Below are 25,481 nucleotides of genomic sequence, written 5' to 3'. Positions count from 1 at the left end.
ACGTCTGTCACCTGGCTCTAACCTCGGCCTTGTCTTCACAACGGTTTTAAGGACGGACATGGCTCAGCGAGTGTGCATCATCGGCGGTGGCGTGATTGGCCTGGCTACGGCCTATGCGCTGGTGCGCGACGGCTTTGAGGTCACGGTGGTCGAGGCTCGGGACTCATTGGGCAGCGAAACCAGTTTCGCCAATGGCGGCCAGTTGTCTTATCGCTATGTCGCACCCCTGGCCGACGCCGGTGTGCCATTACAGGCCATCGGCTGGATGTTGCGCGGCGATTCACCGCTAAAGCTGCGCCCGCGCTTCGACCTGGCGCAATGGCGCTGGATGGCATCGTTCCTCGGGGCCTGCCGCCACTCGGTCAACCGCGCGAACGCCGCCCACTTGCTGCGCCTGGCGCTCCTGAGCCAGGGCACGTTGAAGTCCTGGCGCGAGGACGATGGACTGGCGGGTTTCCAGTGGCGGCGCAATGGCAAGCTGGTGACGTTCCGCCAGAACAGCAGCTTCGAACATGCGCGCCATGGGCTGGCCGACCCGCAACAACAGCAGGTGTTGTCGGCGGCCGAATGCGCGCAGCTGGAGCCGGCGCTGATGGATGCACCCTTCGTCGGGGCGATCTACACCCCGGACGAAGAGGTCGGCGATTGCCACGGTTTCTGCCAGCAACTGGCCGCCCGGCTGCAAGCGTCCGGTCGTTGCGAGTTTCGTCTCGGGCAAGCAGTGACCGGGATTCGCCATGGCCACGGCAGCGTCAACGCCATCGAGTTGGGCGAACACCTGCTGCCGGTTGAGCAACTGGTGATCGCTGCCGGCCACCGCAGTCCGCTGTTGGCGCTGCCCGGGCTGCAACTGCCGCTGTACCCGCTAAAGGGCTACAGCTTGACCGTGCCCATCGGCGTCGGTCACCGGGTGCCCGACGTGAGCATCACCGACTACGACCGCAAGATCGTCTACGCCCGCATCGGCGAGCAATTGCGTGTGGCGGCGATGGTCGACATCGTCGGCTTCGACCCTGCGCTGGACCCCAAGCGCCTGGCACTGATCAAGCGTCAGGCCCAGGACACCTTTCCAAATGCCGGCGCTTATGACCAAGCCGTCGAGTGGGCCGGCATGCGCCCGGCCACCCCCAGCGGCGTACCGTTGCTGGGCGCGACGGCCTATCGCAACCTGTGGCTCAACCTCGGCCACGGTGCGTTGGGGTTCACCCTGGCGTGCGGCAGCGGGCGATTGCTCAGCGAGTTGATCGCTGAGCGTCCACCTTCCATCGACCTGCAGGGGTTCAATCATCGGGCCGCCTGAATAGCCATTTCTGAAGAGGACACTGCAATGAGCATTACCCGACTGCACAGCAACCCGCGCCTGTCAGGCGCCGTGACTTTTGGCGATCTGGTGTTTCTTTCCGGGCAGGTACCGGGCGATGCCCTGGATGCCAGCGGACAGACCCGGGAAGTACTGGGGAAAATCGACGCCTTGCTGGCCGAGGCTGGCAGCGACAAGGATCATCTGCTCAGCGCGACCATTTACCTGAAGAACATCACCGAGGATTTCGCCGCGATGAACGAGGTCTGGTCGGCCTGGTTATCGCCCGGGCAGGCCCCGAGCCGCACCACCGTGCAGGCCGAACTGGCCCGCCCGCAGGTGCTTGTGGAAATCACCGTCATCGCTGCACGCGCCTGATAAACCAACACCCACAACGGAGAATAACAATGCAAAAAATCACGTTGCTCGCTTGCAGCCTCGGCCTGTTGCTAGGCAGTCAGGTACAGGCCAATGAAACGCCGCTGACCGGCACCCTGGGCAAGATCGCCAGCACCAACAGCATTACCCTGGGTTATCGCGATGCGTCGGTGCCGTTTTCCTACGTGGGTGATCATAGCGGCAAGCCGATGGGTTACTCGGTGGATCTGGCGAGCAAGATCGTCGAGCGTATCCAGCAGCAACTGGCGCGGCCTGACCTGAAGGTGAAGTACAACCTGGTAACCTCTCAGACCCGCATTCCATTGGTACAGAATGGCACCGTGGACCTGGAATGCGGTTCCACCGGCGTCACTGCCGAACGGCAGAAACAGGTGGCGTTCTCCTATGGCTTCATCTACGTCAAAGGCCAGTTGCTCACCGCCAAGGACAGCGGCATAAAAGGTTTTGCCGACCTGCGCGGAAAGAACGTGGTGACTACCGCCGGCACCACCAACGAGCGCTTCCTCAAAAGCTACAACGTCGATCACAAGATCGACATGTTCGTGATCAGCGCCAAGGACCACGGGGAAGCCTTCCAGATGCTGCAATCGGGCCGGGCCGCGGCGTTCTACATGGACGACGCGCTGCTCTACGGCGAGCGTGCCAAGGCCAATGACCCGCACAAGTGGGTGGTGGTCGGGGAGGAGCAATCGCGGGAGATCTACAGCTGCATGGTACGCAAGGACGACCCGCAGTTCCTCGCCCTGGTCAACGGCGTGTTGGCGGATCTGTACAGCTCGGGCGAGATCAATGGCATCTACCAGCGCTGGTTCGAGCAGCCGATCCCGCCGAAGGGTTTGAACCTTGAGTTCCCGATGACCAGCGAACTCAAGGCGATCATTGCCAAGCCGGTGAGTGATCCGGTGCAATAAAGTCAAAAGATCGCAGCCTTCGGCAGCTCCTACACGGGATTGCGCTCCAGCCTGTAGGAGCTGCCGCAGGCTGCGATCTTTTTAGAAGTCACCCCAGAGCTGCTGGGCAACCGCCAGTGCAACCACCGGCGCGGTCTCGGTGCGCAACACTCGCGGGCCGAGGCGGGCGGCGTGGAAGCCGCTGGCCTTGGCCAGATCGACTTCGGCATCGGACAAACCACCTTCCGGGCCGATCAGAAAGGCCAGGCTTGAAGGCTTGGCATGGCTGACCAATGGCTCGGCCACCGGGTGCAGCACCAGCTTCAGTTCAGCCTCAGTCTGTTTCAACCAGTCGGCCAACAGCACCGGCGGATGAATCACCGGCACCCGTGAGCGCCCGCATTGTTCGCAGGCGCTGATCGCTACCTGGCGCCAGTGCAGCAGGCGTTTGTCGGCGCGTTCGTCCTTGAGTCGCACTTCGCAGCGTTCGCTGAAAATCGGCGTGATTTGCGTGACACCCAATTCAGTCGCTTTCTGGATCGCCCAGTCCATGCGCTCGCCACGGGACAAGCCCTGGCCGAGGTGGATCTGCAACGGCGATTCCACCTGGCCGGCAAACTCCTCATGGATCTGGACTACCACGCGTTTTTTGCCGACTTCAACGAGCGTGCCGCGAAATTCATGGCCGGAGCCGTCGAACAGTTGCAACGCATCGCCCTCGGCCATGCGCAGCACGCGTCCGATATAATGGGCCTGGGCTTCGGGCAATTCGTGCTCGCCGGTGCTCAGGGGGGCGTCGATGAAGAAGCGGGACAGTCTCATGCTAAATCTCTGTAGTTGGATCGTTCCCACGCTCTGCGTGGGAATGCCTCATCGGACGCTCTGCGTCCGCTTTTGGGACGCGGAGCGTCCCGGGCTGCATTCCCACGCAGAGCGTGGGAACGAGCAGGCGAACGCTAGCCCGGATCGCGGAAACCGGGGTGGAAGTCCTTCGGCACCGCCACGCTGACGCTATCGCGAGTGGCAATGTCGATGCCCTCACTGGCGACCTCGGCGAGGAAGTCGATTTGCTCCGGGGTAATCACATACGGCGGCAGGAAATACACCACGCTGCCCAATGGCCGCAGCAAGGCACCTCGCTCCAGTGCATGCTGGAACACCTTCAGGCCGCGACGCTCCTGCCATGGGTAGGCCTCTTTGCTGGCCTTGTCCTTGACCATCTCGATGGCCAGCACCATGCCGGTCTGGCGCACTTCGCTGACGTTAGGGTGGTCGACCAGATGTGCAGTGGAGGAGGCCATGCGCTGCGCCAGCGCCTTGTTGTTCTCGATGACCTTGTCTTCTTCGAAGATATCCAGCGTCGCCAGGGCCGCCGCGCATGCCAAAGGGTTGCCCGTATAGCTGTGGGAATGCAGGAAGGCGCGCAGGGTCGGGTAATCGTCGTAGAAGGCGCTGTAGACGTCATCGGTGGTCAGGCACGCCGCCAGCGGCAGGTAGCCGCCGGTCAGGGCCTTGGACAGGCAGAGGAAGTCCGGCCGGATACCCGCCTGTTCACAGGCGAACATCGTCCCGGTGCGGCCGAAGCCCACGGCGATTTCGTCGTGGATCAGGTGCACGCCATAGCGGTCGCAGGCTTCACGCAGCAGCTTGAGGTACACCGGATGGTACATGCGCATGCCGCCGGCGCCCTGGATCAGCGGCTCGACGATCACCGCGGCAACGGTGTCATGGTTCTCGGCCAGGGTTTGCTCCATGGCGGCGAACATGTTGCGCGAGTGCTCTTCCCAGCTCATGCCCTCGGGGCGCAGATAGCAATCGGGGCTCGGCACCTTGATGGTGTCGAGCAGGAGCGCCTTGTAGGTTTCGGTGAACAGCGGCACGTCGCCCACCGACATCGCCGCCATCGTTTCGCCGTGGTAGCTGTTGGTCAGGGTAACAAAGCGCTTCTTGTTCGGCAGGCCGCGGTTGAGCCAATAGTGAAAACTCATTTTCAGCGCAACTTCGATGCAGGACGAACCATTATCGGCGTAGAAGCATCGAGTCAGGCCCTCCGGCGTCATCTTCACCAGGCGCTCGGACAACTCGATCACCGGCTGATGGCTGAACCCGGCGAGAATCACGTGTTCCAGTTGATCGACCTGGTCCTTGATGCGCTGGTTGATGCGCGGGTTGGCATGGCCAAACACGTTCACCCACCAGGAGCTCACCGCGTCGAGGTAGCGCTTGCCTTCGAAATCCTCCAGCCACACGCCTTCACCGCGCTTGATCGGGATCAGCGGCAGTTGTTCGTGATCTTTCATCTGGGTGCAGGGATGCCACAACACCGCGAGATCGCGTTGCATCCACTGATTATTCAGGCCCATGTTCAGTCTCCTCGAGGCGGTCCGTGTCGTGCGCGGACATACAATCGCGCAAGCCTATGCAATGCGTGCCTCGGGAACAACCCATTGTGTTGTTTGAGCTACTTTGTATAGGACGGTAGACGTTGCTGGCAGGCGTCTGGCGGCTGACGTATCCTTCGCGGTTCTGGAGCCGCCTGGCTCGCAAAAACCGCTATTTTTCCTGTATTTCCGGAGTTCGCTGAATGTCTGTCGGTTGGCTGCGCGCCTGTGCGCTGGTGATGTTGGGGCTGTTCAGCGTGTCTGCGCTGGCCAAGGATAAAACCGCGATCGTGATCGGCGGCGGGGTCTCGGGCCTCACGGCTGCTTACGAGCTGCAGAAAAAAGGCTGGCAGGTCACGCTGCTGGAAGCCAAGCCGAGCCTGGGCGGCCGCTCCGGCATGGCGACCAGTGAGTGGATCGGCAACGACAAGACCCAGCCGGTCTTGAACAAGTACATCTCGACGTTCAAGCTGAGCACCACGCCAGCACCTGAATTCGTGCGCACCCCGGGCTACCTGATCGACGGTGTGTATTACACCGCGGCCGACCTGGCCACCAAGGATCCAACCACTGCCGAAGCGCTCAAGCGCTACGAAAAGACGGTGGACGACCTGGCGCGCTCGATCGAAGACCCGCAAAACCCGTCAGCCAACAACACGCTGCACGCCCTGGACCAGATCAACGTGTCCAACTGGCTCGATCGCCTGAGCCTGCCGGCCACTGCCCGTCAGTTGGTGAACCAGCAGATTCGTACCCGTTATGACGAACCTTCGCGTATCTCGCTGCTGTACTTCGCACAGCAGAGTCGCGTTTATCGTGGCGTTTCCGACCGTGACCTGCGCGCGTCGCGCCTGGTCGGTGGCAGCCCGGTGTTGGCCCAGGCCTTCGTCAAAGAACTGAAAACCATCAAGACCAGCTCCCCGGTCTCGGCCATTACCCAGGACAAGGACGGCGTCACCGTCAAGGTCGGCAGCGTTGGCTACCAGGCTGACTACGTTGTGGTGGCCGTGCCTTTGCGTGCCCTGAACAAGATCCAGATGACCCCGGCACTGGACGCCCAGCACCAGGCCGCGATCAAGGGCACCAACTACGGTTGGCGCGACCAGATCATGTTGAAGTTCAAGACGCCAGTGTGGGAAAGCAAGGCGCGCATGTCCGGTGAGATCTACAGCAACACCGGCCTGGGCATGTTGTGGGTCGAGCCGGCGCTGAAGGGCGGCGCCAACGTGGTGATCAACCTGTCCGGCGACAACTCGCGGGTCATGCAGGCGTTCGGCGACAAGCAGATGGTCGATCAGGTACTGATCCGCCTGCACGCGTTTTACCCACAGGCACGCGGTTCGTTTACCGGTTATGAAATCCGTCGCTACAGCACCGACCCTTCGATGGGCGGCGCTTACCTGGCCTTCGGCCCGGGTCAGATCAGCAAGTTCTGGCGTCTGTGGGAGCGTCCGGTTCAGCGTGTAGCCTTTGCTGGCGAACACACTGACACCCTGTACCCGGGCACCTTGGAAGGCGCATTGCGCACCGGTCAGCGTGCGGCCAGCCAGGTTGAAGACCTGGCGGCGGGCAAGTCGTTTGACCCGGCGAAAGCCGCTCCAGTAGCCGCTGCCGCTGCAGCCGGCGCGGTGGCAGCGAAGAAGGGCAACTTCTTCAGCAACCTGTTCGGCGGCTCGGATGACGAGAAGAAGCCACAGCCGATCAAGGCGCCAGAACCCGTCGCACCGGCTCCCGCACCAGCCCCGGCGCCGACCCCTGCACCTGCTCCGGTCGAAGCGCCGAAGCCTGCGGCACCGGTGAAAGCCGAGCCTGCGAAGAAAGCACCGGCAAAAGCGCCAGTGAAGAAGACCGAGGCGAAGAAAACGTCGGCCAAGGCACCGGCGAAAAAGGCCGAACCGACCAAGAAGCCAGCGGCGACCACGGTTACCAAGGCCCAGTAACGTTCAGGCGTAAAAAACGCGGCTCATGGGCCGCGTTTTTTTTTGCCAGATCTCGGCGTTGTCTCCCGTCCTACATGCGCCAGCGATATCAGAGACTTCCCACAAGCGAATCAGAAGGGGGTGATGGGTAGAGCTTGATCTTGGGCCCATGCTCTTCAAAAACTGGAGAGCATATGAAAGAACTGACAGTAATCATCATATTGATAACCCTTTTGGGTTGTGCAAATGCGGAGATATTTCATGAGGGATATCGCCGGGGATACGGGCATGAACTGGCCTATAAATGCGATATGGATCCGTACAATCCTGACTGTCTGCAGCCCCCTTCCGTGTACCACAAATAGGAAGGTCGATATCGCCCCGCTAAGTCTACGTAGCGTTCAAGCACAAAAAAGCGCGGTTCAAGGCCGCGTTTTTTTTTACGCTTGAAAAAATGAGGCAAGAAATCGAATAAACCTTTTGATACAGGTGTTCTCTGGTTTGTATTCACTTCTTTTCACAATTTCGACTTTAATCTTTCCTTAACCCGCGTGATTTAGGCTATTGATCGCATTTATCGATATTTCAAAGCGAAATTTTCCGCTTTAATCCGATAGATAAATCGATAGTCTTGGGCCAGCACTTACAGGGATCTGGGCAATGCAGCTACGAAATTCTACTTCCCGCTACGGCTGGGTCAGCATTTTCATTCACTGGAGTGTGGCGCTGGCGGTTTTTAGCCTATTCGCGTTGGGGTTGTGGATGGTCGGGCTCGACTACTACAGCACTTGGCGCAAAGACGCACCGGACCTGCACAAGAGCATCGGCCTGGTGTTGCTGGGTGTGATGGTGTTGCGGGTGGTGTGGCGTTTCATCAGTCCGCCGCCGCCGACCCTGTCCAGCTACAGCCGCATGACGCGCCTGGGCGCCAAGTTCGGCCATGGCTTTCTGTATCTCAGTCTGTTCGCTGTGATGATTGCCGGTTACCTGATTTCCACCGCAGAAGGTGTCGGTATCCCGGTGTTTGGCTTGTTTGAAGTGCCTGCGCTGGTGTCCGGGCTACCGGACCAGGCAGATACCGCCGGTGTGATTCACCTCTGGCTGGCATGGATACTGGTAATTTTTTCCGGCCTCCATGCGTTGGCAGCATTGAAGCACCACTTTATCGACCGTGATGTGACCCTCAAGCGAATGCTGGGTCGCAAAGCCTGAAGTTCAACCTCGACTCCAAAGGAAAACAATGTATGTTGAAAAAGACTCTGGCCGCTCTGGCAATCAGTTCCGCCCTGTTGTCCGCCGGTAGCGTCATGGCCGCTGACTACGTGGTCGACAAGGAAGGCCAGCATGCCTTCGTTGACTTCAAGATCAGCCACCTGGGCTACAGCTTCATCACCGGTACTTTCAAGGACATCGACGGCAAGTTCAGCTTTGACGCTGCCAAGCCTGAAGACAGCAAGATCGAGTTCAACGTAAACACCGCCAGCGTGTTCACCAACAACGCTGAGCGTGACAAGCACATCTCCAGCAAAGACTTCCTGAACGGGAGCAAAGCCACCTTTGTTTCCACCAGCGTCAAGCCAACCGGCAAAAACGCCGCTGGCAAGGACACTGCGGACGTGGCTGGCGACCTGACTATCCTTGGCGTGACCAAGCCAATCGTGGTCAAGGCTACCTTCCTGGGTGAAGGCAAGGATCCATGGGGCGGCTACCGTGCAGGCTTCGAGGGTACCTTCAGCCTCAAGCGTTCCGATTTCGGCAAGCAGAAAGACCTGGGCCCATCGTCCGATGCAGTTGAAATGTACGTGACCTTTGAAGGTGTCAAAGCGAAATAATTTTCGCCGCTGACAAAAACGCCCGCCGCTCTCACGAGCGCGGGCGTTTTTTATTGCCGTACACAAACCCCTGTAGGAGCGAGCCTGCTCGCGAAAAACCCATAGGCGCCACTGGGCATCTGGTTTAACGCGTTATCGTTCACGACCATCGCGAGCAGGCTCGCTCCTACAGGTTTTGTATCGCTCAAAAAAATGCCCCGGATCTTTCGATACGGGGCATTTTTCATTTCAGCGATAACTCAGCGATTGCGGGTCAGCAATGCCGGTTTTTCGCCACGAGGACGGCTTGGCAGTTGATCCAGCTGCTCAGGTGTCGGGAAGCGATCGGCCTTCGACTCCTTGTGCATGATCTTCGGCGCCGGACCACGCGGGTTCTGCACGGCCGGTTCCGAACGCGGTTGATCGTCACGGGCCGGGCGGCGGTTGCGGGAGTCTTCGCGACGGGCCTGGCCATCTCGTGGAGCCCCGCTGCGTGGACCGCTGCGCTTGGCTGGCGGGGTGCCGGTGCTGGCGCCATCGCTGTTGCGCGGACCGTTCTGGCGACCGCCCTGCGGCTTGCCGCCACGTGGAGCGCCTGCGGCTGTCCCTTGTGCCGGAGCACCCGGACGACGGCCGCGGCCTTGGGCCGGTTTCTGCTGCGGAACGTAGTCGACGCGGTTACCGAAGTTATCGATATCGTCGTCCAGGAACTCGTCCGGCGCACGATCAGCTGCGGCACGCGGCGGCTGGCTTGGCTGACGCTGTTCGCGGGCTGGGGTGCCTTCACGGGGCTTCTGCTGACGGGCTGGACGCTCACCGCGCTCACCCGCTGGTTTTTCCTTGCCCTTGTCCTTGCCTTTGTCCTTGCGACCGCCACCACCACCGCCGCCATTCGGACCATCGCCGCGCGGGCCACGTGGATTGCGCGGGTTGCGCATGTCCGGACGCTCGCGAGCTTCGGGTTTCTCGGCTTCCACGGCGCTGGCATCGAAGCCCATCAGGTCGCCGTCGGCGATTTTCTGCTTGGTCATGCGTTCGATGCTTTTCAGCAGTTTTTCTTCGTCCGGGGCCACCAGCGAGATCGCCTCGCCCGAACGACCGGCACGGCCAGTACGGCCGATGCGGTGCACATAGTCTTCATCGACGTTCGGCAGTTCGAAGTTGACCACGTGTGGCAGCTGGTCGATGTCCAGGCCGCGAGCGGCGATGTCGGTGGCAACCAGGATGCGCACGGTACCGGCCTTGAAGTCGGCCAGGGCTTTGGTGCGCGCATTCTGGCTCTTGTTGCCGTGGATCGCGACGGCGCTCAGGCCGTGTTTGTCCAGGTACTCGGCCAGGCGGTTGGCGCCGTGCTTGGTACGGGTGAACACCAGTACCTGTTCCCAGGCGCCAGCGGTGATCAGGTGCGCCAGCAACGCACGCTTGTGGCTGGCCGGCAGGCGGAATACGCGCTGTTCGATGCGCTCGACCGTGGTGTTCGGCGGCGTGACTTCGATGCGTTCCGGGTTGTGCAGCAGCTTGCCGGCGAGGTCGGTGATGTCCTTGGAGAACGTCGCCGAGAACAGCAGGTTCTGACGCTTGGCCGGCAAACGGGCGAGGACTTTCTTCACGTCATGGACGAAGCCCATGTCGAGCATGCGGTCGGCTTCGTCCAGTACGAGGATTTCCACGTGGGACAGGTCGACGCTGCCTTGGCCGGCCAGGTCGAGCAGGCGGCCAGGGCAGGCCACCAGCACGTCTACGCCACGGGACATGGCCTGGACCTGCGGGTTCATGCCGACGCCACCGAAAATGCAGGCACTGACGAACTTCAGGTCACGGGCATAGACCTTGAAGCTTTCGTGCACTTGCGCCGCGAGTTCGCGAGTAGGGGTCAGGACCAGTACGCGCGGTTGGCGCGGGCCGTGACGCTGGGATTTGTCCGGGTGACCGTTGGGGAACAACCGCTCCAGGATCGGAAGGGCGAAACCGCCGGTTTTACCAGTACCTGTCTGTGCCGCGACCATCAGGTCGCGACCTTGCAACACGGCGGGAATGGCCCGCTGTTGCACCGGAGTAGGCTCGGTATAGCCCGCTGCCTCGATGGCGCGGACTAAAGCCTCGGAGAGACCGAGGGAAGCAAAGGACATGAGTAATCCTGTTTTAAGTTAGGGCTTGGCCCAATGGGAGTCTTGCCTGGCGCGAATGGCGTTTATGAGGAACGCAATCCCGTCCGGTCCTGCTTCGGTCACGAAGGCTCGTCTGGAGCGCTCGCGCGGGCTGAAAAGCTGCGCTGTAGCGGGTTCGAGATGCCTTGAACGGTTCCGAGCGTCCGGGCGTGAGCCTGGCGGGAAGGCCGGAGTATAACAGAGCAATCACTGCGCGCCGCTTTCCTGCTGCTCAACGGTTTTTTCCGTGTTGGCCGTGGTCCGCCCGACGTTGATTGTAGCGGCCGGTGCGGCGCCATATCGGGCGCTGAGCTCGGCGTACGCGGGTTCGCGCTTGAAACGTTTGAGCTCGGCGCCGAAACGCTGCACCAGCAAGTCCATGCCGGCATTGCGGCGCACCGCCAGAAACTGGCTCTGTTGACTGATGACAGTGGGGTTTTCGGTAATTATGTTGCGGATATTCAGTTCGTCGAGCAAATGCTGGCCCACCCTGCGGTCGGTGATCAGCAGGTCGATCCGCCCACGCACCAGTTTGCCGAAGTTCGCTTCGTGGCTCGGCGCAGGCTCCCGGGTGAACAGGGTCGAGTCCCTGAAATCCTCGCTGTACAGGTAGCCAGGAGAGATGCCGATGGTCAGGCCGCGCAGTTCGTCGAGGGTGCGAAACGGATGGGGCCTGGCGTTGGCGTAGAACATCACGAACTGGACTTCCGAGAGCGGTTCGCTGGGGTAGAGCAGGGTCGCATCGCGTTCATCGCTATGGAAAATGTCCAGCGCGCCATCGGCCTGACCTGTTTCCAGCATCGAAAGGCAGCGTTTCCATGGCAGGAATTGCCATTCCACTTCGATGCCCAGGCGCTTGAAGACGATGGCGGTGGTTTCGTAGTCCAGCCCCAGGGCCTTGCCGTTCTCCTCGTACACGTATGGTGCCCAGGGTTCGGTGACAATGCGCAACTTCTCGCCCCTAGCGGCAAAGCTAAGGCAAGTGAAAACAAGCAGGGCGACGAACTGCGTGATCAAAGGCATGGGCTTGAGATTACGACGAGAAACGCGAAAGAGCCAGAAACTGGCAGCAGATGCTCTAACTCCGTGGATTGCCGCACAATAAAAGTGCTTGAAAGCAAAAGATCGCAGCCTGCGCAGCTCCTACAGGAATTAAACATTTCCCATGTAGGCACTGCCGCAGGCTGCGATCTTTTGATCTTGCTGTGTTTAACGCGGCAACTTCAGGTTGTTCCAAACCGCCAGGCTCGCTTCAGCCTGGTTCAGTGTATAGAAGTGCAGCCCTGGCGCGCCGCCCTGCAGCAGGCGTTCGCACATCTCGGTAATGACTTGCTCGCCGAAGCGTTGAATGCTTTGGGTATCGTCACCGTAGGCTTCCAGTTGCTTGCGGATCCAGCGCGGGATTTCCGCACCGCAGGCATCGGAGAAGCGTGCCAGCTTGCTGTAGTTGGTGATCGGCATGATCCCCGGCACGATCGGAATGTTCACACCCTTGGCCCGCACGCGCTCGACGAAGTAGAAGTAGCTGTCGGCGTTGAAGAAATACTGGGTGATCGCACTGTCGGCGCCAGCGTTGGCCTTGCGCACGAAGTTGTTGAGGTCGTCTTCGAAATTGCGTGCCTGAGGATGCATCTCCGGGTAGGCGGCAACTTCGATGTGGAAATGATCGCCAGTCTCTTCACGGATGAATTCGACCAGGTCGTTGGCGTGGCGCATTTCACCGCTGGCCATGCCCATGCCTGAAGGCAGGTCACCGCGCAAGGCGACGATGCGCTGGATGCCGGCGGCCTTGTACTGGCTCAGCAGGCCGCGCAGGTCAGCCTTGCTGTCGCCGACGCACGACAAGTGCGGTGCGGCCGGAACTTTGACTTCGCTCTCGAGCTGCAACACGGTGTTGAGCGTGCGATCACGGGTCGAACCACCTGCACCGTAGGTGCAGGAGAAGAAATCGGGGTTGTACGTGGCCAACTGGCGGGCAGTGGCAAGCAGCTTTTCATGCCCAGCATCGGTCTTGGTAGGGAAGAACTCGAAGCTGTAGCGACGATCTTGGGACATGGTCATATCCTTGGAAACACGTAAGCCTGGAAGACATGCACATCCCCATGTGGGAGCGGGCTTGCTCGCGAAAGCGGTGCGTCAGACAACATTAATGTCGAATGATAAACCGCCTTCGCGAGCAAGCCCGCTCCCACAAGGGAGAGCAGGCTGCAGAACCGATCAGTAGCGGTAAGCGTGCGGCTTGAACGGACCTTCGACCGTCACGCCGATGTAGTCGGCCTGGGTCTTGGTCAGTTGAGTCACGACGCCGCCGAAACCGCGGACCATTTCCAGGGCCACTTCTTCGTCGAGTTTCTTCGGCAGTACTTCAACGGTCAGGCGCTCGGCTTTCTGGGCTGGCGACAGGTCGGCGTATTTCTGGCCGAACAGGAAGATCTGCGCCAGTACCTGGTTGGCGAACGAACCGTCCATGATGCGGCTCGGGTGGCCAGTGGCGTTGCCCAGGTTAACCAGGCGGCCTTCAGCCAGCAGGATCAGGTAGTCGTCGTTCTGCGGATCGAAGCTGCCAGCGCCGGTACGGTGGATCTTGTGAACCTGCGGCTTCACTTCTTCCCATGCCCAGTTCTTGCGCATGAAAGCGGTGTCGATTTCGTTGTCGAAGTGGCCGATGTTGCAGACAACAGCGCGCTTCTTCAGGGCCTTGAGCATGTTCGCATCGCAAACATTGACGTTACCGGTGGTGGTCACGATCAGGTCGATCTTGCCCAGCAGCGCTTTGTCGATGCTTTCTTCGGTGCCGGTGTTGATACCGTCGATGAACGGCGAAACCAGTTCGAAACCGTCCATGCAGGCTTGCATGGCGCAGATCGGGTCGACTTCGGAAACCTTGACGATCATGCCTTCCTGACGCAGGGACTGGGCCGAGCCCTTGCCCACGTCACCGTAGCCGATGACCAGCGCTTGCTTGCCGGACAGCAGGTGGTCGGTACCGCGCTTGATCGCATCGTTCAGGCTGTGACGGCAGCCGTACTTGTTGTCGTTCTTGCTCTTGGTCACCGAGTCATTGACGTTGATGGCCGGGATTTTCAGCTCGCCCTTGGCCAGCATGTCCAGCAGGCGGTGCACGCCGGTGGTGGTTTCTTCGGTCACGCCGTGAACGCGATCCAGTACCTGTGGGTACTTCTTGTGCAGCAGTTCGGTCAGGTCGCCGCCGTCGTCGAGGATCATGTTGGCGTCCCATGGCTGGCCATCCTTGAGGATGGTTTGCTCCAGGCACCACTCGTACTCTTGCTCGGTTTCACCTTTCCAGGCGAAAACCGGAATGCCAGCAGCGGCAATGGACGCAGCAGCCTGGTCTTGAGTCGAGAAAATGTTGCAGGACGACCAGCGTACTTCGGCGCCCAGGGCAACCAGGGTTTCGATCAGCACGGCGGTCTGAATGGTCATGTGGATGCAGCCGAGGATCTTCGCGCCCTTGAGCGGTTGCTCTTCGGAGTACTTGCGGCGCAGACCCATCAGGGCTGGCATTTCCGATTCGGCGATGATGGTTTCGCGACGGCCCCAGGCAGCCAGGGACATGTCGGCGACTTTGTAATCGTTAAAATCTGCAGGCGTGATAACAGCGCTCATGAAGAGTCTCCATTCGTAATGTATGCGAATGGGCGCCGTTGTGCGTTTAGTGTCTGGCCGTTGATGGCCAAGCAACGCCCCATCCGAGCCTGACAGGTCTAGCCTGCTGCAGCGCCCCTCGGACAGGTGGCGGGAAAACGGTAGCAAGTGAAGATTACCGTTTTGAAACGGGGGCGATTATAGCGGGCTATGCTGATCTTCCAAAGGGTTTCTGTCGGTCAATGTGCGAACGGTAATACTGGCTATAGAAGATCCCGAATAGAGCTCTGGCCCGGGGTCTGCCAAGATACCGTCCATCATTCGGCAAGACGCTCAGGAGTGCATATGAATTTCCACACCCGCAAATGGGTCAAGCCCGAAGACCTCAACCCCAATGGGACACTGTTTGGCGGCAGCCTGCTGCGTTGGCTCGACGAAGAAGCGGCGATCTATGCCATCGTCCAGCTGGGCAATCAACGCGTGGTCACCAAATACATTTCCGAGATCAACTTCGTCAGCGCCTCGCGCCAGGGCGACATCATCGAGCTGGGTATCACCGCCACTGAATTTGGTCGCACCTCGATCACCCTCACGTGCGAAGTGCGTAACAAGATCACCCGCAAAAGCATCCTGACGGTGGAGAAGATTGTTTTCGTCAACCTGGGGGAAGACGGATTGCCTGCGCCGCACGGGCGGACCGAGATCAAGTACGTCAAGGACCAGTTCAAGGATGAAGGCGCCGTCGAATAATTTGTGGATGACGAACGGAATCTGAACCGCGCGGGTCGTAACTACATCGCACGCCAGCGGTTCAGGAGTTCCATGGACACTAAAAAAGACGGCAAGACCCCCGACCTTTCGGAAAAAGAGCAGCACGAAGTCGAAAAGAACCAACCGCCACGCGCGGCGGTGCTGCACGAAATTATCCGCACCCAGGGCGATCAGGAACTGGAGCGCAGCGTTGCTGCGCTGTGGTGGTCGGCGTTGGCTGCTGGCCTGACCATGGGCCTGTCGTTGATGGGCATGGGCTTGCTCAACTCCCGACTGCCGGACGGCGAAGGTTTCAAGGTGATAGCCAGTTTCGGCTACTGCGCCGGTTTCCTCGCGGTGATTCTTGCCCGCCAGCAACTCTTCACCGAAAACACCCTGACCGCCGTGCTGCCGATCATGAGCAAGCCCACGCTCGGCAATTTCGGCCGATTGCTGCGACTGTGGGGGGTGGTGCTGGTGGGCAACCTCTGCGGCACCTTGCTGGTGGCTTACGTCATGCTCGAGCTGCCGATTTTCGACAGCAAGACCGACGAGGCCTTCCTTGATATCGGCCGCAAGGTCATGGAAAACGATGCCAGTCAGATGTTCGCCAAGGGCATCGTCTCGGGCTGGATGATCGCCACCATGGTCTGGATGATCCCGTCGATGGAGAGCGCCAAGATGTGGATCATCATCCTCATCACCTATCTCATGGCGCTGGGGGATTTCACGCACATCGTGGTCGGTTCACTGGAGGTCGGTTATCTGGTGTTCGCTGGCGAGCTGCCGTGGAAAGATTTCTGGCTGGTGTTCGCAGGTCCCACGCTGGTGGGGAACATTGTTGGTGGTAGCTTCATCTTTGCATTGATCAGCCATGCGCAGATTCGCAGCGAGAGCGGGCCACCCAAAAGCGCGGCGGAGCAGGCTGCAAAACCTGATCCGCAAGCGCAAAAAAAATAATCAACCCGGCACATTTACCGCAGCGGCACTGCGCCGTTGCAGGTAGATGAAATACAGCGCGGCCAACACCGTCAAGCCACTGACCATGGCGCCGGTCCACGGCAGGTCCGCGAGATCTGCACCGCTGGCGACTACCAGCCCACCGATCCAGGCACCCGCTGCGTTACCGAGGTTGAATGCACTCTGGTTCAGCGTCGAGCCCAGGTTGGGCGCTTCATGGGCTTGATCGATGATCAGCAGTTGCAGGATCGGGCACAGGGCAAAGGCGAAAAGGCCCCACAACACCAGGGTGATTGCCGCGGGAATTACCGAATGGCTGGTCTGGCTGAACGCGGCCAAGACCACCACCACGGCCAGCGCCATGCCGACCAGTGAAGGCAACAGGCGGCTGTCGGCCAATCGCCCGCCGAGCATGCTGCCCGCCGTCAAGCCTACGCCGAACAACAACAGCATGATGGTCACGCCATGGGGGCTGACACCGGTGATGTCCTGCAGGATAGGTGCGATGTAGGTGAATACGCTGAACAGGCTGGTCGAGGCCAATACGCTCATGCCCAATGCCAGCAGCACGTTGGTCTTGCCCAGCACTTTGAACTCGCTTGCCAGGTTGGCTTTTTCCATCACGATGTTCTTAGGCAGCCAGACCCATTGCGCAATCGCCGCGATCACGCCGATCACCGACACCGCCCAGAACGTCGAGCGCCAGCCGGCGTACTGCCCCAGCGCGGTGCCCAGCGGCACTCCAAGCACGTTGGCCAGGGTCAGGCCGGTGAACATCATGGCAATCGCCTGGGCGCGTTTGTTCGGCGCCACCAGGCCGGCGGCAACCACCGAGCCGATGCCGAAGAACGCGCCGTGGCACAGCGCAGTCACCACGCGCGCGGCCATCAGCGTGGCGTAGTTCGGCGCCAGTGCGCAAAGCATGTTGCCCAGGATGAACATCAGCGTCATGCCCAGCAGTGTCGCTTTGCGCGGCATGTTGGCGGTGCCGACCGCGAGGATTGGTGCGCCGAACACCACGCCCAGGGCGTAGCCGGTAATCAGCAATCCGGCGTGGGGAATGCTGACCGCGAGGTCGCGGGCAACATCGGGCAGCAAGCCCATAATGACGAATTCAGTGGTGCCGATGCCGAACGCGGCAACAGCAAGGGCAAGCAAGGCGAGTGGCATGCGCAAGGTCTCTGTCGGTAGTCTTGACGCTGTGATCAGGCATACGCATGCCAGGACCGATCTCGATGAGAGCGGGCAAGGGCATTGTTATTGGAATTAGTCTGTGCGCAACTGAGTGCGGCGTGGTCGGTTGCAGTATAAACAGCTGCTGACATATGGCGAATCAATTCTCTCCCCAGCCCTTGTAGGAGCCGGCTTGCTGGCGATGGCAATCACAGGAACGCCATCGCCAGCAAGCCGGCTCCTACAAGGGGGGGCGGTCAACAAAAAAGGAGTAGGCCGTGCTTGCGACGGCGTTAGTGTTGGTGGCGGCGCTGTTGCATGCGGCGTGGAATACCCTGATCAAGTTCAGCGCCGAGCGTTTGCTGGTAGTGGCCTGCATGGACAGCGTGGCAATGCTCTTCGTCGCGCTTATGTTGCCGTTCGTGGCGCTGCCGCCATTGGACATCTGGCCGTGGATTCTCGCCTCGGCAGCCTTCGAGTTGCTCTACCGTTATTTGCTGATCCAGGCTTATCGGGTCGGCGACCTCGGGCTGGTCTATCCGCTGATGCGGGGGTTGTCGCCGCTGGTGGTGCTCGCGCTGACCCTGGTTTTTGCCGGGGAAGTGCTGACCCACCAGCAGATCTTCGGAATTCTGTTGATCCCGCTTGGCATGCTGTGCCTGCTCTGGCAGGGGGGAGGCGGCGCTCGCTTGCCGTGGTCGATGCTGCCTGTGGTCGCGCTGATCGGCTTGTGCATCGGTTGCTACACCTTCATCGATGGCCAGGCCTTGCGGCGCTGGTCGCATCCACTGGATTACCTGGTTTGGGTGACATTGCTCAGTGCCTGGCCGTTTCCGTTGCTGGCCTGGGTGAGCAAGCGGCCGGCGTTCAAGCTGTTCTGGCGTGAGCAATGGCGATTGGGCCTGGCGGTCGGATTCTGCGTGTTGTTCAGCTACGCTCTGGTGCTGTGGGCCATGCAGCTGGGCTCCATTGCCGAAGCGGCGGCCTTGCGCGAGATCAGCGTGATCCTGGTGGTGCTGTTCGGCATGCGTTACCTGAAAGAACCTTTCGGCGGGCCAAGGCTACTGGCCTGCGGGCTGGTTCTGGTTGGCATGCTGGTAATGAAATTTTGACGGGTCTAAACGTGAGAAAGGGACTGCTTCATGAATGTTGCTCTGTGGTGCATTTTAATTGCGATCATCCTGCCGTATGTGTGTACGGCGGTGGCCAAGATCAGCGGTGGATACGGTTTGAGACACAATCACGATCCCCGGGGATTTCTTGATTCCCTGGAGGGCTTGGGCAAGAGGGCACATGCCGCGCAACTGAACAGCTTCGAAGTGGCCCCGGCGTTCGCGGCGGCAGTGCTCGTGGCGCACCTGGTCGGCAATGCGGAGCTCGTGACCCTCAATGTGCTGGCGGTGTTGTTCATCACCAGTCGCCTTCTCTTCATCATTTTCTATCTGGCGGACTGGGCGACCTTGCGGTCGTTGGTGTGGTTTGTGGGGATGGGGCTGATCGTCAGTTTCTTTGTCGTGTCGGTTTAAAGGCAAGATCAAAAGATCGCAGCCTCGTTTCACTCGACAGCTCCTACAGGCATTGAGAGCATCCGCGATAATGCGGCGGATGAGGTCAATGTAGGCGCTGTCGCAGGCTGCGATCTTTTGACTTTAAAGCTTGTCGGCGACTTGCGGCACTTGCGGCAGCGCCGCGCCTTTGGGCCACAGCATCCAGATCTGCCCCTGCTGCTTCATGTCGCCAGCCAGTTGCCCGGCCGCCTCGCCAGTACCCCAGAACAGATCCGCACGAACCTCGCCAGCAATGGCGCCGCCGGTGTCCTGGGCTGCCACCGGGCGTACCAGTGCAGTGCCATCCGGTTTTGTGGTGGATAACCACAACAGGCTACCCAGCGGAATCACTTTGCGATCCACCGCCGCGCTATAACCGGCCGTCAACGGCACGTTCAGCGAGCCGCGCGGGCCTTCGTTGCTGTCCGGGTTCTGGGTGAAAAACACGTAGCTTGGGTTGCTGCCGAGCAGTTCTGGAATACGCGCTGGGTTGGCCTTGGCCCAGTTGCTGATTGCGCCCATGGTCACGTCTTCTTTCTTCAGCTCGCCTTGCTCCACCAACCAGCGTCCGATCGGTCGATAAGGGTGGCCGTTCTGGTCGGCGTAAGCGATTCGCAGCTGACGACCGCTGTCGAGCTGGATACGACCCGATCCCTGGATTTGCAGGAACTGCAGGTTCATCGGATCGGTCAACCAGGCCACGACGGGAGCCTTGACCCCCTTGCTGCCGATGGTCGCTGCATCGTCGTAAGGCTTGAGCACGCGGCCTTCAAGTCGGCCGCGCAGGCGTTTGCCCTTGAGTTCCGGGTAGATGCTGTCCAGCGAGACGATGATCATATCTTCAGGCACGCCATACACCGGGACGTTCGCCTTTGCGGTTTGGGTCAGGCTGCCGGGGTAGACCGGTTCGTAGTAGCCAGTGATCAAACCGTTGGGATTGTCGTTGGCGGCGCGCAGGCCGTAGACATCCAGGTTCTGCTTGAGAAAACCACGGATGTCGCTGGCACTCTGCGGCACGTTGGTCGCCGCTGCGCAGGTGGCGCCCCAGACCGGGTCAGCCTTGAGTCGGGTGCAGGCGCTGCGCCAGGAGCCGAAACCGGCAACGAGGTCATTGTCGGAGACTGCCGGCAACGCTTCCCAAGTGGCGCTGGAGTAGGTGGCCAGGGCGTGGGTCTTCGGTTGTTTGTCTTCGCCACCGGTGCAGCCAGCGAGCACGGCCACAATCGGAAGCGTCCAGGCCAGGGGGTGACACCAGGCCTTGAAACGGCTGTTCATGGAATATTTCCTTTGCCGGTTGCCTGAGCGTCGTGTGCACTCATGCAACCCGTATTGATAATAGGGGTATTGGTGTTTGCCGGTGACGCGAGGATACTGGCCCCCGTTTTCCGTGACCTGAAGCCACCATGACTCTTAAAAGACTTTCTGTTGTATTGCTGGCCTGCCTGACGCTTTGCGCTTGTGGCGGCGTCGATCCCAACTCGCCCCTCGGTCAGCGCAAGGCCATTTTCAAGCAGATGCTCAAGACCGGTGAAGACCTGGGTGGCATGTTGCGTGGCCGCATTGCGTTCGATGGCCCCAAATTCGCCGACGGCGCGGTGAAACTCGATGCGCTGTCCCATGAGCCATGGAAACATTTCCCGCAGGTGCGTGAAGAAGACCACACCAGTGCCAAGAATGATGTCTGGGAGAAGCAGGCACGCTTTGAGCAAATGGCTCGCAGTCTTGAAGCGGCCACGGGCGAGCTGGTGATCGCCAGTCAGGTTCAACCCTACAAGGCCAGTAACCTGGGGCCGGCGGTACAGAAGGTCGAAGATGCCTGCAGTGCGTGCCATAAAGAATTTCGGGATCATTGATCAACGATACCCGGTCTGATGTCTTCGCGAGCAGGGGCATGCGGTCAACTGTGGGGGTGAGCCTGCTCGCGAAGGCGGATTTTGCAGCACCAGGGATTGCCGATCTTTACCTGTTCTTATTTATCCAGCTCGTCCACCGCTTCCTGCAATTCCTTGCGGGACTCGGCGAGTTTGTCCTTGCGCTTGTTGATCTTCTCGGGGTCGCCTTGTTTCATGGCTTTATCAAGGTCGGCCTGACGCTTGCTGACTTCGTGCTTGGCGTCGAGCACCTTGTTTTCCCGTTCTTTCTTCAGCGAGGCATCAGTGCAATTGGCGCTGACTTCGCTCAAGGCTTTCTCCAGGCCAGCCTGCTGGTCGGCATTGCCGTGGGATTTGGCCAGTTCGATCTGATTGATGATGCCTTGTTTCTTGGCGGCGCAGCCGGTCAGGCCTGGGGCGTCTTCGACGGCCATCAATGGAGTGGCCATAACGCTGCAAAGGGTCAACAGGACCAGTGGTGGAAGAAATTTCATAAAAGCTCCAGGTGAAAAGGCATACGTGTCGATGCAGCGATGGCACGTTTGAGCCCATCGGGACTTCAGGGTTCCCGGGCGCATGGGCATCACCGGGGCTAAAGCTAAAAACCGTCTATGGCAGCCCGGCGAAGTGTTTCACTCAGCGCCACGACCTGCGGATCGCGAAAAAATGCGCTTAATTGTGCGGCGCGTCCTGGTCCGATGTCGGGTTGGGCCTGCCATTGCTCGATGTCTCGTTGTGCCAGCTCCTGCCATGAGTCGCCCAGGTGTGCCTGGCCGATCGGCGGCATACCCAGGGCTTTGAGCCAGCGGGCGAGTGGGCGTTGCCGGGCATTGTCGAAACTGCTGGCCAGCCGAGTAGCGCTGCGCTCGCCGAAACCGTCAATGTTAGCAAGCTCTTGGGCATCGAGGGTCAACCAATCCAACAGGCCGTTCAGGTGACCTGTTTCAAGAAGTTTTTCCCATGTGCCGGGGCCGACATGGGGCAGGTCCAATCCGTGTTTGCCGCTGAGCCATGTCAGGCGTGCGAGAAACTGGCTTTGGCATCCCGGCGTCGGCTGCCAGCAGCTCAATGGGTGAAAGTCGGCAGCCAGCGGTACGTTCATCTCAGGGCGCTCGGTATTGCGCAGCACAACGCCATCGAGCCTGGGAATGGTCAGGCCGGCCAGGCTGATGGCGACCTGGTCGCCCGCTCGGATATCCAGCGTTTGCCAGCGTTGCAAGGAGCTCACGCTGACGCGCTTGATCTGCTGGTCATCGAGCGTCACCGGGATCAACTCCAGCACGGGGGTGATCCGTCCCGTGCGACCAATCTTGAAATGAACTTTTCGTACCTCGGCCAGTGCCTGGGCAAAGGGATACTTCCAGGCAACGATCCAGTATGGCGCTTTTGCCTGCCAGCGTTCGGCGGGCGGGCGCTGCTCTTGGCGCAGGACAATCCCGTCGCTGGCAAACGGCAGGGGCGAGCGATACCAGTGATCACGCCAGTACTCGACTTCGGCTATTGAACTGATGGCCTGGGTGTACTGTGCGGAACTGGAAAAACCGAGTTTTTCCAGTTCCGCGATACGGGCCGGCAAGCTCGTCGGACCGTGGGGCCATTCCCAGGCAAACAGGCCGATCCCCTCGGACTGCTCGACGCTCAATGTCTTGCGGGCCATCAACCCGGCTACCGTGCCGCGGGCGTTCAGGCTGCCGGCGATGGCTTGTACATGGTCAGCGAGGCGCCAGTAGAGCTCGCCCTGTACCACCAGGTCCCGTGGCTCGGACAGGCGTTGAGGAATGGCGCCGACCTGGCGGGCCGAGTCGGTCCAGTCCTGACCATGCACACCATCGCCGCGACTGATCGCCTGGACCAGCAGGCCATTGCGGTAGACCAGGGTCACCGCCACGCCGTCGACCTTGGGCTGGGCCCAGACCTGAGTTCGACCCCGCAGCCAATGCTCGACGGCACCCGCATCTGGCAGTTTTTCCAGGCCGGTATGCGGCACTGGATGGGCCAGCGGACCGCTCGCGGTGCGCAATGGATCGATGGCCGAACCGGGGCTGAAGCATTGGCGCCATTGGCTCAGGCGCGCGAAGGACTGATCGTACAGTTCGTCGGCGATCAGCGAACGACCTTCGCGGTGATAGCTGTCATCCCAGAGGTCGATCTGTTTTTGCAGGGCGGCGAGTTCTTGCGCGGCACGAGTCGGCGGCCAGGCCGGGCATTCGCCAGCAACAGTTTCGAGGCACAGGCAGGTCAGGAGTAAGCCGGTCAGCAGGCGGGGCAGCATAGTGAGCTTCCTTGCTCGATAGAGGTGCCTGAAGGTTAGTCAGCGGCGGGCTGATGGGTGTGCCGCTGTTTTTCGGAGTGTTTCAACCTACTAAGTTTTCACCCATAAAAAAGCCCCGCACGGCGGACCGTGCGGGGCTTCAGGTACCACCGGGAAGTCTTACAGGCCGGCAGCCGTGCGCAGGTGTTCGGCGCGGTCGGTCTTTTCCCAGGTGAAGGTGGTGAAGGTGTCATCACCAACCGTCTTGGTTGCCGGGGTGCGACCGAAGTGGCCGTACGCAGCGGTTTCCTGGTACATCGGGTGCAGCAGGTCAAGCATGGTGGTGATTGCGTAAGGACGCAGGTCGAACACTTCGCGGACCAGCTTGACGATCTTGTCGTCGCTGATCTTGCCGGTGCCGAAGGTGTTCAGCGAGATCGAAGTCGGCTGGGCAACGCCGATGGCGTAGGACACCTGAATCTCGCAGCGCTCGGCCAGGCCGGCGGCAACGATGTTCTTGGCCACGTAACGACCGGCATAGGCAGCCGAGCGGTCAACCTTGGATGGATCTTTGCCGGAGAACGCACCACCACCGTGGCGGGCCATGCCACCGTAGCTGTCGACAATGATCTTGCGGCCGGTCAGGCCACAATCGCCCACCGGGCCACCGATGATGAACTGGCCGGTCGGGTTGATGTGGAACTGAGTGTCCTTGGACAGCAGTTCGGCAGGCAGCACGTGCTTGACGATCAGCTCCATCACGCCTTCGCGCAGGTCTGCGTACGACACTTCCGGGTTGTGCTGGGTCGACAGGACAACCGCGTCGATGCCGACAACCTTGCCGTTTTCGTAGCGGCAGGTCACTTGCGACTTGGCGTCCGGACGCAGCCAAGGCAGCAGGCCGGATTTACGGGCTTCGGCCTGGCGTTTCACCAGCTGGTGCGAGAACGTGATCGGTGCAGGCATCAGCACGTCGGTTTCGTTGCTGGCGTAGCCGAACATCAGGCCCTGGTCGCCGGCGCCCTGATCTTCAGGCTTGGCACGGTCGACGCCCTGGTTGATGTCAGGGGACTGCTTGCCGATGATGTTCATTACGCCGCAGGTCGCACCGTCGAAGCCGACGTTGGAGCTGGTGTAGCCGATGTTGGTGATGACGTCACGAACGATCTGCTCCAGGTCAACCCAGGCCGAGGTGGTGACTTCGCCAGCGATGATCGCCACGCCGGTTTTCACCAGGGTCTCGCACGCCACGCGCGCGAACTTGTCTTCAGCGATGATGGCGTCCAGCACCGCATCAGAAATCTGGTCGGCGATTTTGTCCGGATGCCCTTCAGACACGGACTCGGAGGTGAAAAGGGAGTATTCGCTCATCTCGATGTTTTCCTGAAATTACCGATGGTGAGTGTCGCCAGCCGACCGCTGAAAATGGCGGACCTGAATCTGGAAACCATTACGTAAGCCTACATAGAGGCTTTCTCCGGGGACGAGCCCCGCAGCGGTGGCCCAACGGGCCAGATCGTCCTGTTCAAACCCCAGCCAGAGATCACCGCAGGCCTCCTTGGCCCAACTCTGGTTGTGGCTACATAATTCTGTCACCAGCAGGCTGCCGCCCGGTTGCAGCAAATTGGCCATGTGCTTGAGCGCATCGGCCGGCGCGGCAAAGTGATGCAATACCATGTTCAGTACAACGCAATCGGCCTTGAGACTGACGCCGTTCAGGGCATCGGCCAGTTGCAGGTTAACGTTAGTCAGCGAATCGCGTTCGCACACCTGGCGTGCCAGTTCGAGCATGGCCTGGCTATTGTCCAGTGCCGTGACCTGAGTGAAGCGGCGCGACAGTTCCGGCAGGAATGCACCGTCGCCGGGGCCGACTTCGATCGCCGTGGCAGCGCTGCCGAAGCTCAGCTTGTCGAGCAGGGCCACCACGCTCTCGCGGTACTGTGGCAGGCCAGCGATCAAGTCTTGCTGGGCGCGAAATTTCTCGGCGACCCGTGAGAAAAAGTCCTGGCTGGCCGCCTCGCGTTGCTTGTGAACCTGGGTGATGCGCATTTGCACGTCGACCGGCAAACGCAGGTTATCCACTTCCTCGAGCAATGCCGCGTGCAATTTTCCCCCCGGCAACTCAGTGTGTGGCAGGGCGCGACGGTAGAAAATCGCATTGCCTTCACGGCGGGTCGCTACCAGATCAGCCTGGGCCAGCACCTTGAGGTGATGGCTCATGCCCGATTGGCCGATGCCGAAGATCTGCGCCAGTTCCAGTACGCCGAACGAATCGTTGGTCAAAGCGCGCAAGACATTCAGGCGCAAGGGATCGCCGCCGGCCTTGCACAAGGCCGCCAGCTCATCACAATCGTCCTGGCGAATGGAGGGCGCGCGTAAATTCATAGGCCGGCAGTCTAGTCACGCACCGGAAGCACCGCAAGATCAATATCAAAAAGTTTTGATATTGATCGATAGATGGCACTTCTCAGGAGCT

23 protein-coding genes and 1 riboswitch are annotated in these 25,481 nt (G+C 60.3%); of the genes, 11 read left to right on the top strand and 12 right to left on the bottom strand.

Features of this window, described 5'->3' with window-relative positions:
* Positions 1–58 precede the first annotated feature (58 nt).
* From HGP31_RS29220 to HGP31_RS29210, 3 genes are read left to right on the top strand one after another with little or no spacing between them, the layout of a single operon-like run.
* The gene (locus HGP31_RS29220) at positions 59–1,300 is read left to right on the top strand and encodes a D-amino acid dehydrogenase (protein WP_033043071.1); all 1,242 of its coding nucleotides are present in this window, start codon (positions 59–61) and stop codon (positions 1,298–1,300) included.
* A gap of 27 nt (positions 1,301–1,327) precedes the next feature.
* A complete protein-coding gene (locus HGP31_RS29215) occupies positions 1,328–1,678 on the top strand; it encodes a RidA family protein (RefSeq protein ID WP_168759072.1) in 351 nt (116 codons plus the stop codon).
* Positions 1,679–1,707: 29 nt separating this feature from the next.
* A complete protein-coding gene (locus tag HGP31_RS29210; RefSeq protein ID WP_020797408.1) occupies positions 1,708–2,610 on the top strand; it encodes a transporter substrate-binding domain-containing protein in 903 nt (300 codons plus the stop codon).
* 81 nt (positions 2,611–2,691) lie between these two features.
* On the opposite strand, the gene HGP31_RS29205 is transcribed toward HGP31_RS29210, so the two are convergent.
* Positions 2,692–3,411, bottom strand: a complete 720-nt coding sequence (locus tag HGP31_RS29205) for a 16S rRNA (uracil(1498)-N(3))-methyltransferase (protein ID WP_168759071.1) — start codon at positions 3,409–3,411, stop codon at positions 2,692–2,694.
* Between the two features lie 134 nt (positions 3,412–3,545).
* Positions 3,546–4,952: an adenosylmethionine--8-amino-7-oxononanoate transaminase gene (locus tag HGP31_RS29200; protein WP_020797410.1), complete on the bottom strand. Its 1,407-nt coding sequence runs from the start codon at positions 4,950–4,952 to the stop codon at positions 3,546–3,548.
* Positions 4,953–5,173: 221 nt separating this feature from the next.
* Here HGP31_RS29200 and HGP31_RS29195 point away from each other — a divergent pair, with 221 nt between their 5' ends.
* From HGP31_RS29195 to HGP31_RS29185, 3 genes are all read left to right on the top strand, one after another.
* Positions 5,174–6,910, top strand: coding sequence for a flavin monoamine oxidase family protein (locus HGP31_RS29195; protein WP_020797411.1), 1,737 nt, complete (start codon positions 5,174–5,176; stop codon positions 6,908–6,910).
* A gap of 639 nt (positions 6,911–7,549) precedes the next feature.
* Positions 7,550–8,101: a cytochrome b gene (locus tag HGP31_RS29190; RefSeq protein ID WP_020797412.1), complete on the top strand. Its 552-nt coding sequence runs from the start codon at positions 7,550–7,552 to the stop codon at positions 8,099–8,101.
* Between the two features lie 32 nt (positions 8,102–8,133).
* Positions 8,134–8,721, top strand: coding sequence for a YceI family protein (locus tag HGP31_RS29185; protein WP_008057034.1), 588 nt, complete (start codon positions 8,134–8,136; stop codon positions 8,719–8,721).
* Between the two features lie 239 nt (positions 8,722–8,960).
* On the opposite strand, the gene HGP31_RS29180 is transcribed toward HGP31_RS29185, so the two are convergent.
* From HGP31_RS29180 to ahcY, 4 genes are all read right to left on the bottom strand, one after another.
* Positions 8,961–10,829 carry an RNA helicase RhlE2 gene (locus tag HGP31_RS29180; protein WP_020797414.1) on the bottom strand — a complete coding sequence of 623 codons (1,869 nt, stop codon included), beginning with the start codon at positions 10,827–10,829 and terminating at the stop codon, positions 8,961–8,963.
* A gap of 225 nt (positions 10,830–11,054) precedes the next feature.
* On the bottom strand, positions 11,055–11,870 hold the full coding sequence (locus HGP31_RS29175; protein WP_020797415.1) for a substrate-binding periplasmic protein: 816 nt from the start codon (positions 11,868–11,870) through the stop codon (positions 11,055–11,057).
* Between the two features lie 186 nt (positions 11,871–12,056).
* Positions 12,057–12,902, bottom strand: a complete 846-nt coding sequence (gene metF / locus HGP31_RS29170; protein WP_020797416.1) for a methylenetetrahydrofolate reductase [NAD(P)H] — start codon at positions 12,900–12,902, stop codon at positions 12,057–12,059.
* 162 nt (positions 12,903–13,064) lie between these two features.
* Positions 13,065–14,474, bottom strand: a complete 1,410-nt coding sequence (gene ahcY, locus HGP31_RS29165; RefSeq protein ID WP_020797417.1) for an adenosylhomocysteinase — start codon at positions 14,472–14,474, stop codon at positions 13,065–13,067.
* Positions 14,475–14,497: 23 nt separating this feature from the next.
* Positions 14,498–14,600, bottom strand: a riboswitch (S-adenosyl-L-homocysteine riboswitch).
* Between the two features lie 198 nt (positions 14,601–14,798).
* Between ahcY and HGP31_RS29160 the strand changes: the two genes are divergently transcribed.
* Together HGP31_RS29160 and HGP31_RS29155 are read left to right on the top strand one after the other, a co-directional pair.
* The gene (locus tag HGP31_RS29160; RefSeq protein ID WP_020797418.1) at positions 14,799–15,203 is read left to right on the top strand and encodes an acyl-CoA thioesterase; all 405 of its coding nucleotides are present in this window, start codon (positions 14,799–14,801) and stop codon (positions 15,201–15,203) included.
* 72 nt (positions 15,204–15,275) lie between these two features.
* Positions 15,276–16,163, top strand: a complete 888-nt coding sequence (locus HGP31_RS29155; protein WP_020797419.1) for a formate/nitrite transporter family protein — start codon at positions 15,276–15,278, stop codon at positions 16,161–16,163.
* On the opposite strand, the gene HGP31_RS29150 is transcribed toward HGP31_RS29155, so the two are convergent.
* Positions 16,164–17,333 carry an MFS transporter gene (locus HGP31_RS29150; protein WP_020797420.1) on the bottom strand — a complete coding sequence of 390 codons (1,170 nt, stop codon included), beginning with the start codon at positions 17,331–17,333 and terminating at the stop codon, positions 16,164–16,166.
* A 281-nt stretch (positions 17,334–17,614) separates the two neighbouring features.
* Here HGP31_RS29150 and HGP31_RS29145 point away from each other — a divergent pair, with 281 nt between their 5' ends.
* Both HGP31_RS29145 and HGP31_RS29140 read left to right on the top strand, forming a co-directional pair.
* On the top strand, positions 17,615–18,448 hold the full coding sequence (locus tag HGP31_RS29145) for an EamA family transporter (protein WP_020800891.1): 834 nt from the start codon (positions 17,615–17,617) through the stop codon (positions 18,446–18,448).
* Between the two features lie 30 nt (positions 18,449–18,478).
* Positions 18,479–18,862 carry an MAPEG family protein gene (locus HGP31_RS29140; protein WP_020800890.1) on the top strand — a complete coding sequence of 128 codons (384 nt, stop codon included), beginning with the start codon at positions 18,479–18,481 and terminating at the stop codon, positions 18,860–18,862.
* Between the two features lie 123 nt (positions 18,863–18,985).
* Here the strand turns inward: HGP31_RS29140 and mltA are convergent, their stop codons facing one another.
* Positions 18,986–20,158, bottom strand: a complete 1,173-nt coding sequence (mltA, locus tag HGP31_RS29135; protein ID WP_020800889.1) for a murein transglycosylase A — start codon at positions 20,156–20,158, stop codon at positions 18,986–18,988.
* A 128-nt stretch (positions 20,159–20,286) separates the two neighbouring features.
* Here mltA and HGP31_RS29130 point away from each other — a divergent pair, with 128 nt between their 5' ends.
* A complete protein-coding gene (locus HGP31_RS29130; protein WP_020800888.1) occupies positions 20,287–20,736 on the top strand; it encodes a c-type cytochrome in 450 nt (149 codons plus the stop codon).
* A gap of 116 nt (positions 20,737–20,852) precedes the next feature.
* Here the strand turns inward: HGP31_RS29130 and HGP31_RS29125 are convergent, their stop codons facing one another.
* The 4 genes from HGP31_RS29125 to HGP31_RS29110 all read right to left on the bottom strand — a co-directional run bounded on the left by HGP31_RS29125 (position 20,853) and on the right by HGP31_RS29110 (position 25,390).
* Positions 20,853–21,248 (bottom strand): DUF1090 domain-containing protein, encoded by a 396-nt coding sequence (locus HGP31_RS29125; RefSeq protein ID WP_020800887.1) that lies wholly within the window; start codon positions 21,246–21,248, stop codon positions 20,853–20,855.
* A 104-nt stretch (positions 21,249–21,352) separates the two neighbouring features.
* Positions 21,353–23,026 (bottom strand): NAD-dependent DNA ligase LigB, encoded by a 1,674-nt coding sequence (ligB, locus tag HGP31_RS29120; protein ID WP_168759069.1) that lies wholly within the window; start codon positions 23,024–23,026, stop codon positions 21,353–21,355.
* 159 nt (positions 23,027–23,185) lie between these two features.
* The gene (gene metK / locus HGP31_RS29115) at positions 23,186–24,376 is read right to left on the bottom strand and encodes a methionine adenosyltransferase (protein WP_020800885.1); all 1,191 of its coding nucleotides are present in this window, start codon (positions 24,374–24,376) and stop codon (positions 23,186–23,188) included.
* 18 nt (positions 24,377–24,394) lie between these two features.
* Positions 24,395–25,390, bottom strand: a complete 996-nt coding sequence (locus tag HGP31_RS29110) for an ArsR/SmtB family transcription factor (protein ID WP_033045623.1) — start codon at positions 25,388–25,390, stop codon at positions 24,395–24,397.
* Positions 25,391–25,481: the final 91 nt, after the last annotated feature.

Source organism: Pseudomonas umsongensis (assembly GCF_012647205.1).
GTDB lineage: Bacteria > Pseudomonadota > Gammaproteobacteria > Pseudomonadales > Pseudomonadaceae > Aquipseudomonas > Aquipseudomonas umsongensis.
This window is presented reverse-complemented; position numbering and strand designations above follow the sequence as displayed.